At 63.2% G+C, this 9,492-nt stretch carries 11 protein-coding genes; 9 read left to right on the top strand and 2 right to left on the bottom strand.

The window, feature by feature from the left end; genetic code table 11:
• Positions 1 to 273 precede the first annotated feature (273 nt).
• The 3 genes from AC1D1X_RS08540 to AC1D1X_RS08550 all read left to right on the top strand — a co-directional run bounded on the left by AC1D1X_RS08540 (position 274) and on the right by AC1D1X_RS08550 (position 1,667).
• Positions 274 to 498 (top strand): hypothetical protein, encoded by a 225-nt coding sequence (locus AC1D1X_RS08540; RefSeq protein ID WP_477669152.1) that lies wholly within the window; start codon positions 274 to 276, stop codon positions 496 to 498.
• Entirely contained in the window at positions 495 to 857 is a 363-nt protein-coding gene (locus tag AC1D1X_RS08545; RefSeq protein ID WP_477669153.1) for a carboxymuconolactone decarboxylase family protein, read from the top strand. Before AC1D1X_RS08540 ends, AC1D1X_RS08545 begins: the two co-directional genes overlap by 4 nt.
• A gap of 63 nt (positions 858 to 920) precedes the next feature.
• Entirely contained in the window at positions 921 to 1,667 is a 747-nt protein-coding gene (locus AC1D1X_RS08550; RefSeq protein ID WP_477669154.1) for a hypothetical protein, read from the top strand.
• A gap of 27 nt (positions 1,668 to 1,694) precedes the next feature.
• On the opposite strand, the gene AC1D1X_RS08555 is transcribed toward AC1D1X_RS08550, so the two are convergent.
• Positions 1,695 to 2,510, bottom strand: a complete 816-nt coding sequence (locus AC1D1X_RS08555) for a CAP domain-containing protein (RefSeq protein WP_477669155.1) — start codon at positions 2,508 to 2,510, stop codon at positions 1,695 to 1,697.
• Between the two features lie 330 nt (positions 2,511 to 2,840).
• Here AC1D1X_RS08555 and AC1D1X_RS08560 point away from each other — a divergent pair, with 330 nt between their 5' ends.
• Positions 2,841 to 3,431 (top strand): hypothetical protein, encoded by a 591-nt coding sequence (locus AC1D1X_RS08560; RefSeq protein ID WP_477669156.1) that lies wholly within the window; start codon positions 2,841 to 2,843, stop codon positions 3,429 to 3,431.
• A 75-nt stretch (positions 3,432 to 3,506) separates the two neighbouring features.
• On the opposite strand, the gene AC1D1X_RS08565 is transcribed toward AC1D1X_RS08560, so the two are convergent.
• Positions 3,507 to 4,352: an AraC family transcriptional regulator gene (locus tag AC1D1X_RS08565; RefSeq protein ID WP_477669157.1), complete on the bottom strand. Its 846-nt coding sequence runs from the start codon at positions 4,350 to 4,352 to the stop codon at positions 3,507 to 3,509.
• 141 nt (positions 4,353 to 4,493) lie between these two features.
• Here AC1D1X_RS08565 and AC1D1X_RS08570 point away from each other — a divergent pair, with 141 nt between their 5' ends.
• The 5 genes from AC1D1X_RS08570 to AC1D1X_RS08590 all read left to right on the top strand — a co-directional run.
• Positions 4,494 to 5,729 (top strand): MFS transporter, encoded by a 1,236-nt coding sequence (locus tag AC1D1X_RS08570; RefSeq protein WP_477669158.1) that lies wholly within the window; start codon positions 4,494 to 4,496, stop codon positions 5,727 to 5,729.
• A gap of 112 nt (positions 5,730 to 5,841) precedes the next feature.
• Positions 5,842 to 6,627 (top strand): MipA/OmpV family protein, encoded by a 786-nt coding sequence (locus tag AC1D1X_RS08575; RefSeq protein ID WP_477669159.1) that lies wholly within the window; start codon positions 5,842 to 5,844, stop codon positions 6,625 to 6,627.
• Between the two features lie 216 nt (positions 6,628 to 6,843).
• Positions 6,844 to 7,530 (top strand): response regulator transcription factor, encoded by a 687-nt coding sequence (locus AC1D1X_RS08580; RefSeq protein WP_477669160.1) that lies wholly within the window; start codon positions 6,844 to 6,846, stop codon positions 7,528 to 7,530.
• The gene (locus tag AC1D1X_RS08585) at positions 7,527 to 8,582 is read left to right on the top strand and encodes a sensor histidine kinase (protein WP_477669161.1); all 1,056 of its coding nucleotides are present in this window, start codon (positions 7,527 to 7,529) and stop codon (positions 8,580 to 8,582) included. Before AC1D1X_RS08580 ends, AC1D1X_RS08585 begins: the two co-directional genes overlap by 4 nt.
• Positions 8,575 to 9,492, top strand: a 918-nt coding sequence (locus AC1D1X_RS08590; RefSeq protein WP_477698134.1) for an ABC transporter ATP-binding protein, incomplete at its 3' end; no start/stop codon positions are given. The genes AC1D1X_RS08585 and AC1D1X_RS08590, both read left to right, overlap by 8 nt.

A 9,492-nucleotide genomic window follows, 5' to 3' on the forward strand; every position in this document is an offset into this window, starting at 1 on the left:
GAGACCTGTTTTATCCGCCTTATGGAAAACGGTTTGACCAGGTGATGGGCTTGCTCAAGCGCCTGATCTGAGGTTTGACCTGAAGGGATTGGCGTTCTGGTGACGGCGCCGTTCAAATTTCTTTGAGGAAACCCGAATCCTTTTGCCGAATGCGGGCCTCTTTGCCGGTATCAACCACCGACAAGGAGCTCCTGATGTTTTTTCCGCAACGAAATCTTTCCGCCTGTGCGCGGGGCGGCACCATGGGTGGCACCGCATCCACCGGAGGCGCCCGTGTTCTGTAGCACTTCGGTCACCCAGCATGTGTTGCGCGGGATAGGCGCGCTGGCCCTGCTCGCATGTGCCGCCCTGGTTTTCCAGGTGCATCCCCTGTGGGCGGTGCTTCCTCTGGCGGGTGCGCTGGTGTTGATGCGCGGCTGCCCCATGTGCTGGCTTGTTGGCCTGTTTGAAACCATCGCACGGCGCCACAGGCCAGCGGACAGCAAAGGCCAGCCATGAGCGCCGGTTACCAGTCACCCCAAGACCTGCAACTGGCGCCAGCCTTCGTGCGGCTGGCACCTGTGGAAGCCCAGGCTTTCCTCGCGTTTGACCATGCGGCCAAGCGCGAAGGCGGCCATCTTGAGCCACGTGTGCGGGAGCTGATTTCGTTGGCCGTGGCGCTTACCACCCAATGTGGCTATTGCCTGGACGTGCACACCCGTGCGGCCAGGCGGTTGGGCGTGACCCGCGAGGAGCTGGCGGAAGTGGTTCTGATTGCGGCGGCTGTGCGGGCAGGCGCCAGCGTGGGGCACGGCCTGCTCGCCTTGCGCCTGTTCGATGGCGACGGGGACGAGACAGTGCTTCCTGCTGGTAACTGAAAGGTCTGGCCCATTCCTTGACGCCCCTTTAGAATCCCCCAAAAATAACTGGAGGGATGGGCCATGCCTTTTGTTGGACTGGGACTTCATTTCATTGTGGCGGTGTTCTTTGCCGTCCATGCCTTGCGCAGCGGCCAGCAGATGTACTGGCTGATCATCCTGTTTTCGTTTCCCATGCTGGGCAGCCTCGTTTACTTCCTGGCGGTCTACCTGCCCGACTCGCGGCTGGAGCGCGGCGCGCGCAAGGTCGTGGCCGCAGCCGCAAAAACACTGGACCCGACGCGCGAGCTGCGGGAAGCACACGCCGCGTTTGACTACACGCCCACCGCGCAGAACCAGATGCGGCTTGCCTCCGCGCTGCTCGAAGCCGGCCAGGCGCTGGAGGCTGCGCAGAGTTACGACGCATGCCTCAAGGGCCCGTTCGCCTCCGACCTGGAAATCCGGCTGGGCGCCTCAAGGGCCTATTTCGCCTGCGAGCGTTATCCCGAGGCGATTACCCACCTTGAATTCATCCGCAAGACCGACCCCGCCTTTCGCGCGGAGCTGGTGTCGCTGCTGCTTGCCCAGGCGCTGGGCGGCGCCGGCAGGGGTGTGGACGCGAAAGCGGAGTTTGAATCCGCCGTGGACCGTTTCGGCAGCTTTGAAAGCCGCGCTGAATACGCCATCTGGGCCGCGATGAACGGGGATACCGCCACCAGCGCACGCCTGCAGATTGAGCTGCAGCGGTCCATGGAGCGCTGGAACAGGCACACGCGCGAGCTGAACAAGCCCTTGCTGCGCCGCCTTAACGCGGCGTTTGAAAAACGCTGAAAGCTGCGGGCCCCGGGCAAGGGCGACTTACCGCTGCGCCCCGAATACCTGCACCCAGTAAATACCGGCGCTGCTTTGGATGTTGACCGCAAAGGCCGTGCCCATCTCGGTATACGCCGGCGCCATGATGTTGGCGCAATGGCCGGGGCTGTTCAACCAGCCCTGCACGGCGGTGTCGGCCTGCATCTGCCCCGCGGCGATGTTCTCGCCGATGGCTTTCCAGCCGTAGCCTGCGCGTGTTGCGCGGCTGGCCACATCGCTGCCATCGCGCCCGGTGTGGCTGAAGTAGCTGTAACGCGCCATGTCTGCGGCATGCCCCCCGGCGATGCTGTACAACACGGGGCTGTATTGCAGCGGCCCTGCGGCCGCGAAGGCCTGCGTACCGCAACGGCGTGGCCTGGAGCGCGCTTCATTGACCAGTGCCAGCACCCGTGCCTGTACATCGCCGGCCTGGGCCGCAGCCGGGGGCGAGAAGGGCGCGGCCAGCACCACCCAGGTTTGCGCCCCGCGCTGGTAGAAGCCGGCTTCAGCGAGCTCGGCGTGCATCACCGCGCTGCATGATTTGCCCAGGGTCCTGCGCGCGAGCGCTGAGGGGCCCGTTGCGCCGCGTACGGCAATCTGCGCGGCCCGCACCGCGCGGTAGTCGACAGCTTTCAGTGCCTCGTCCATCGTGCGGCCGCTGGCCATGAGCTGCGCCGCCCGCGACAGGACGCTGTTTTCACGCAGCAGGGAAACCTTGGCGCCGCGCCCGTCGCAACCGTCCTCCCGTACCCGGTTCAGTTCGCGCAGCAGCGTGGGGTGCGGCTCGGCAGGCGCCTGGGCATGGCCTGTGGTTGCAAACATGACAACAGCCATTGAAGCCGTCGCGTGACCCCATCTCCTGCCGGTTTTTCTTGCTGCGCTGAGGAAGTTCATCGGGCCATGATAACCAGCCGGGCCCGGTGGCGTGCTGTTGTACGGCTGACGTGGAGTGCTATTGTTTTGATAGCCGCTTGCGCTCATCTCCAAGGGCCGGAAGGTGAATTTAGTTCGCAATTGGGAGGATGACTTTTCACCGCTGAACGGGCCGCTAAACTTCGGTCACCTGACGCCGGTCAGGATTTGCGAAACATCCTGACTGCCTGTACTCAACGCCTGCCCAATGCCTCAAACCTGCCGCTTGACCTGCTTCGCATGCGCCTGAGTCGTCCTTCCTTCAAAGTTCGCCTGCTGGCCATGCTGGCGCTTGTACCGGTAGTGGCGTGGTTTGCCGTCAGGCCCGTGCGGGTGATCGCGCCGGAACTGTCCGGTGTTTCATGCTTCAGCACCTCGGTGTGTGTGGACGACAAAGCCCGATTTGAAGAGGCTGCCCGGCTGCATGCGGAGGGCATGGCCTTCGTGTCTGCCAGGGTCGGTGCGATCCAGGGTATGCCGAAGATGGTCTTTTGCTCAACACAGGCGTGCGCCGATGCTTTCGGCCTGGGGATGCGTTCGGCCGTCACCCTGGGTACTTTCGGCACCGTTGTGGGGCCGCGCGCCTGGAAGCCGTTCTGGAAGCCGTTTTACGTTCGGCATGAGCTGATCCACTATTTGCAGGCCGAGCGTCTTGGCACGCTCTATCTGCTGCTCAAACCTCAATGGTTTGTCGAAGGCATGGCTTACGCGCTGAGCGAGGATCCGCGGTCGCCGCTGGGTGAGCCTTTCGAAAGCCACCGCCAGAAGTTCCTCCTGTGGCTTCCCACGATCGGCTCGCTAACCCTCTGGCAGGCGGCCGGGGATCTGTAGGTTGCGAGCCAACGCACTGTCGGTTACTTGAAGGTGCTACTTTTTTGATAGCTGCTTGCGCTTGCCCTCATTGCCTTACAGCCTGTTTTTACTTTGAAAATGACTGGGTGGCTGGCCCATGGCGGCTTTGAACATCGCGGTGAAGGCGCTGTCACTGGCATAACCGCTGGCCGCCGCCACGGTGCTGACCGATTGCCCGCGTGTGAGCAGGGGCAGGGCGTGGGCAAGGATGGCCTGCTGGCGCCATTGCTGGTAGCTCAGGCCCAGTTCGTCGCGAAAAAGCCTGGCCACCGTGCGTTCGCTGGCGCCAGTATCGGCGGCCCATTCGGCCAGCGTGGCCCGCTCTGATGGTGCGCGCAGCACGGCTTCACACAGGGCGCGCAGCCGCTTGTCCCCGGTTTGCGGATGCGGCATGGGCACGCCGAGCGCCTGGGTGTCGGCGCCTGCGAGCTCGTCCAGCACCAGGCTGGAAAGAAGTTGTTCGCGAGTGGCCGGCAGCGGCCGCTCCGGGGTGGCCGCGTCGAGCGCGTGGATGGACTCACGCAGTAACGGCGAAACCACCAATACGCGGCAACCGGTCCAGCCCTTCGGGGTGGCGCTTGCGTCGAGGTACAGCGTGCGGAATTCGGCGGCCTCCAGCACGGTCACGTGATGTTGCGCGCCAGGGGCGATCCACACCGCGCGGGAGGGCGGCACGATGTAGGTGATTTCGCCGCCCGCATGGCCCGACTGCTCAGCCGTGACCTGCAGCACCCCCGTGGAGCAGTAGGCCAGTTGCGCCCAGGCGTGGGAATGGGGCTTGAAATGCGTGTCTGCTTCCAGCGTCCGCGCCCGCACGCGCACTGGCCGCTGGCGGCTGGGCGTGAAGTTGTCGGTGTCGCCCACCGGCACGAAATGAAGCGGGGCTTTACGTTGCGGCATCTGGCGTGTCGGAAGGTCTATCCACCTGAATCAGATGATGTGATCGCAGGGACGAAGGTCATTAAGCGGTTTGTCCGAAATTCGATGAAACATGGCTTTATGTCGCATTTCAGAAGGCTTGGCCAATACTACGATAGCGCCATGAATACTTCAAGTACGACCCTGAACGCGCCCGCTGCAGTCCCTTTTCGCACCGACGCCAGCGTGATCAGCCTGGTGGGCCTGGCGCACATGATCAGCCATTTCAGCCAGCTGCTGCTGGCGCCCCTGTTTCCCTGGCTCAAGGACGAGTTCAGCGTCAGCTATGCGGAGCTGGGGTTTTTGATGACGATCTTTTTTGTGGTGTCGTGCGCGGTGCAGGCGCTCTCGGGTTTTGTCGTCGACCGCTTCGGCCCGCGCCCCATATTGTTCGCCGGCCTGAGTTTGCTGGGCGTGGCGGCTTTTGGTTATTCCATCAGCACCAGCTACTGGATGCTGGCCGGCTTTGCTGTAATTGCCGGTGTCGGCAATGGTGTGTTTCACCCGGTGGACTACACGCTACTGAACCGCAAGGTCAGTGCGCCGCGCCTGGGCCACGCCTACAGCGTGCACGGCATCACCGGCAGCCTGGGCTGGGCGCTGGCCCCCGCAGTGGTGGTGACGCTGACGTTTGCTTATTCGTGGCGTGTGGCATTGGCTGCCGCCGGTGTGCTGGCTTTTGCCGTGCTGGCGGTGCTGGTGATGAACCGCGACAAGCTCACCCTCACGATGGCGGCGCCGGTCAAGGGCGCGCCCGCGGCCGACAGCAGTCTGGGTTTTCTGAAGATACCGGCCGTCTGGATGTGTTTTTCTTTCTTCTTCTGGTATGCCATCGTTCTCAGCGTGGTGCAGGCTTTTGCACCTGAAGCTGCGCGCCACCTGCATAACGTGCCGCTCGCACTGGTGGCTATCTGCCTGACGGTTTATATGGTGTGCAGCGCGGGCGGCATGGTTTTTGGCGGCTTCCTGGCATCGGATCCCGCGCGCTGCGAGCGCATTGTGGGCATCGGGTTTGGTGCGGCGGCTGCCGTGGCGGTGCTGCTGGCCGCAGGCAGCTATCCCGCATGGGTCGTGCCTGTGCTGTTCGGCATCATGGGCTTCGCCACCGGCATCGCCGGGCCGTCGCGTGACCTGCTGGTCAAGCGCTCAACCCCCGAAAACGCCTCGGGCCGGGTTTACGGCGTGGTGTATGCAGGCCTGGACATCGGCCAGGCCGTGTCGCCGCTGATCTTCGGCGCGATGATGGACCATGGCTATTACCGCGGCGTCCTGCTGGGCCTGGCGCTGATGCAGGCGGTGCTGATCGCCAGCGCCTTCAATGTGCGCCGGGTGCGCCGCACGGTACTCGCCACGGCCTGAGCATTCCGGGCTCGATGTGTCGCGGCCCCGCGACGCGCCTGCAGGACGGATGCGCAGTTTTTCCTGCCCGGTCCTATACTGGATCGCATCATCTCCGGAAAGAAGGCATGCGATGAAACGTCTTACCCGGGCTTCTTCTCCTGCTTCCCAGGCTGTGGTCCTCATTGCGTTGGCTGGGTTGGCATTTATGGGCATGGTGCAGGCACAACCCGCCCCGTTCAAATACCAGCTGACGGGCGACATCGGCGGCGCCGTGTATGGCACACAAAGCGTGATTCGCAGCAAGAGCAACGACACCGTCTTGCTGCCCTATGCTTATGCGGACTATGGCCGCTTCTTTGCGCGTGTCGACACGCTGGGCATCAAAACCGCAAGGATGGGCTACGGCTACCTGGAATTTTCCGGCCGCATCAGCCAGGACGGCTGGCGCGCCGATACCGCCGCGCTGTCGGGACTCAAGGACCGCAAGCGACCGATTCCGCTGGGCATAGGCACCTTTCAGGAAACGCCTTACGGCGGGTTTTTCGTGAACGCGTTTGTGGACGCCAACAAATCGCACGGTGCATTGCTGGAAGCCACATACGCGGCGGAGTTCAAGGTCGGCAGCTGGTCGTTCTTTCCGCAGGTGGGGCTGGAACACACCAGCGCCAAATACAACAACTACCTCTACGGTGTGACCCCGGCCGAGTCAGCCGCCAGCGGGTTTACAAACTACAACGCCGGCGCCTCGACAGCGCCCACGCTGGGCCTGGGGGTCGATGTGCCGCTCGGTGATCCCTGGATGCTGACGATGCAACTGCGTCGCAAGTGGTTGGGGTCTTCGGTTCAGGGCAGTCCCCTGGTCAGCCGCCGGACGCAGGACACCGGGTTTATCGCCGTGTCGTATCGGTTCCGCTAGCCCGGCGTCCGGAGTCATCCGGCCGCAGACGTGAAAAGCTGGCGCCTGTTTCCCCTGTAGGGCGTGTTTTTAGCGGCGCAGCTTGCCGGTGCATGCTGCCGGGAGTGCCGGCGCACCGCATTTTTGCGTTTTGCCTCCCAGCTTTCACCGAGCTTTCACCAGGTGTCGGCGTTTCCTCGGTGGTTTAGCCGTCCGTCCTCCCGCATTATTCGTTCCATGAATATCCTGCTGGTTGAAGACGACCTGAATCTGGTGGACGCCCTCAGCCGCATGCTGGTTGCCCGCGGGTTCCACGTCGTTTGCTGTGCCGACGGGAAAGAGGCGCTGGTGATGGCACGGCATCGTCCGTTTGATGCGGCCCTGCTCGACCTGAGCCTGCCCGGCATGGATGGCCTGGATTTGCTGCAGCACCTGAGGGACGAAGGTTCCCGGCTTCCCGTACTGGTCATGACGGCGCGTACCGCGGTCGAGGACCGGGTGCTGGGATTGAACTCCGGCGCGGACGACTACCTGATCAAGCCTTTTGATGTGGAAGAACTGGTGGCCCGCCTGAAGGCGCTGGTGCGCCGCAGCCTGGGCGTGGAAGATTTCCGCTGTGGCACCCTGCGCTTGGACCTGGACAACGGACAGGTATTTCGCGGCGCACTGCCGCTTGAAATGTCGGGGCGTGAACTAGCCCTTCTCAAGGCGCTGATGATGCATCCCGGCAAGGCTGTGGCCAAGGATGACCTGCTCCAGACCGTCTTTGGTGACGAAGGCTCGGCTGGTGCGGATGCCATTGAGGTGCTGGTGCACCGGTTACGCAAACGCATCCTGGGGTCCGGAGCCAGTCTTGTCACCCTGCGGGGGGTTGGCTACTACCTGATGGATGATGCCCTGGCTGAAAGGCAGGATCAGCCGTGAAAACAGTGAGCCTGTTGCGGGGAAAGTCATGGACGGTCTGGCGCCCATGGCGGGCCCGGCGATCAATCCGGTTGTTTGTCTGGGCCTGGTCGCTGGGGCTGCTGTTGGCCTGGTGCTTTTTGAACTGGATGGGCGCGGCGTATCCCCAGACACTCTTTGGATTGCCTGCAGGACTTTGGTGGCTGTTCAAGGTATTGGCGTTTGCTGCCGGCCTGTGGTGGGTTTTGCGCCAGGCCTTCAAACCCGTTGTGGTGTTGGGGCAAGAGCTCGACAGCCGCCGCACGGAAGACTTGCGGCCGGTCACGAATCAGCAGCCGGTTGAGCTGCAGCAATTGGCCAGGACGGTCAATTGGCTGATGCAGCAGCAGCAGGAATCGCTGGATCAGCAAAAGAAGTTTCTGGCCGATGCCTCCCACCAGTTGCGTACGCCCTTTGCGGTGCTGCGCACCCAGCTGCAGGGCGCCATGTCCGGGCAGCTGGACGTGCGGGAAACGCTGCCCAAGATGCTCAATACCGTGGACCGTTCCAGTGAGCTGGTCCGCCAGTTGCTGTCCGTCGCCAAGATGGAACAGTTGGTACGCCGGGCCAACTGGGTTGAAGTGGACCTGGCCACAACCGCACGTGATGTGGTCATGGAATTTGCGCCCTTGCTGGCCCGCAAGAAACTTGATTTCTCGATGCAGGCCATTCCGGTGCGCCTGATCACCGATCCCTGGTTGTTGGGAGAGTTGATCCGTAACCTGATGTCCAACGCTATTCAGCACACGCCCAAGGGCGGCGCTCTGGGCCTGGTGATTCGGGCTTTGCCCAGCGAAACCGAACTGCTGATCTGGGACAACGGTGGCGGCATGGATGAAGCTGTCCAGGCCCGCCTGTTCGAGCCTTTCCAGTCATCGTCGGGAACCTCTGGCGTCGGCCTGGGGTTGTCAATTTGCCGCCAGATTGCACTGTCGATGAACGCCGGAGTGGATTTGTTCAACCGCGTGCAAGACAACCATGTGGTGGGGGTGGATGCTGTCGTCCGGTGGCCCCAGGAAGTGCCCCATGAGTAGCGCCGTCCAGTTCCAGTCCATCAGCAAGACCTTTCCCAATGGGGTCCGTGCCCTGTGCAATATCCACTTGCGCATACCGTCCAGGCAACTGACGACCTTGCTGGGGCCGTCCGGTTGTGGCAAGACGACCCTGTTGCGAATGGTGGCGGGACTGGCACGGCCCACCTCGGGCCGGGTCCTGCTCGACGGGGTGGATGTGACCGACATGGGCGTCGAACAACGTCCCATCAGCATGGTGTTCCAGAGCTACGCCTTGTTTCCGCATCTCAACGTACTGGACAACGTGCGTTACGGGCTGCGCATGCTGGGACTGCACCCGCGCGAGCGTGACGAGCGCGCGCGGGCTGCGCTGGGCATGGTGGGGCTGCAGACCAGCGCCGGGAGCAACACCGCTGTGTTGTCCGGGGGGCAGCAGCAGCGTGTGGCCCTGGCCCGGGCGCTTGCGTTGCAGCCGAAGGTGTTGCTGCTGGATGAACCGCTGTCCAATCTGGATGCGGGTTTGCGGCGCCAGATTCGGGAGGACATACGCGCCCTTCAGCAAAACCTGGGGCTGACCGTGCTGTACGTGACGCATGACCACGGCGAAGCCATGGCGGTCAGCGACACCGTGGTGGTGATGCATGAAGGACAGGTCACGCAGGTGGGCACACCGCAGGAAGTCTATGAGACGCCGCACAGCGAATTCGTTGCGGCCTTCATGGGAGACGCCGTGATGTTTGACGCCCAGGCTGATGCATCCGGCGCGATTCAGCTGGGGCCCCTGCGCATCGCGCCCGGACTGACGCGGCGGCAGGGAAAAGTCCGCCTCGTGGTGCGCCCGCATGCCTGGCGGCTGGCACCCGCCAGCGGAGAAGGCCTGCCCGGAAAAGTTCTCTCACACGCCTACCTGGGGCGCAACACCGAGTACCAC

This window comes from Polaromonas sp. P1_G4 (assembly GCF_056405475.1).

Bases quoted from the DNA above. Each gene is read 5' to 3' on its own strand.
- AC1D1X_RS08545 (WP_477669153.1), top strand. From the start codon at position 495: ATGAGCGCCGGTTACCAGTCACCCCAAGACCTGCAACTGGCGCCAGCC.
- AC1D1X_RS08550 (WP_477669154.1), top strand. From the start codon at position 921: ATGCCTTTTGTTGGACTGGGACTTCATTTCATTGTGGCGGTGTTCTTT.
- AC1D1X_RS08555 (WP_477669155.1), bottom strand. From the start codon at position 2,510: ATGTTTGCAACCACAGGCCATGCCCAGGCGCCTGCCGAGCCGCACCCC.
- AC1D1X_RS08560 (WP_477669156.1), top strand. From the start codon at position 2,841: ATGCGCCTGAGTCGTCCTTCCTTCAAAGTTCGCCTGCTGGCCATGCTG.
- AC1D1X_RS08565 (WP_477669157.1), bottom strand. From the start codon at position 4,352: ATGCCGCAACGTAAAGCCCCGCTTCATTTCGTGCCGGTGGGCGACACC.
- AC1D1X_RS08570 (WP_477669158.1), top strand. From the start codon at position 4,494: ATGAATACTTCAAGTACGACCCTGAACGCGCCCGCTGCAGTCCCTTTT.
- AC1D1X_RS08575 (WP_477669159.1), top strand. From the start codon at position 5,842: ATGAAACGTCTTACCCGGGCTTCTTCTCCTGCTTCCCAGGCTGTGGTC.
- AC1D1X_RS08580 (WP_477669160.1), top strand. From the start codon at position 6,844: ATGAATATCCTGCTGGTTGAAGACGACCTGAATCTGGTGGACGCCCTC.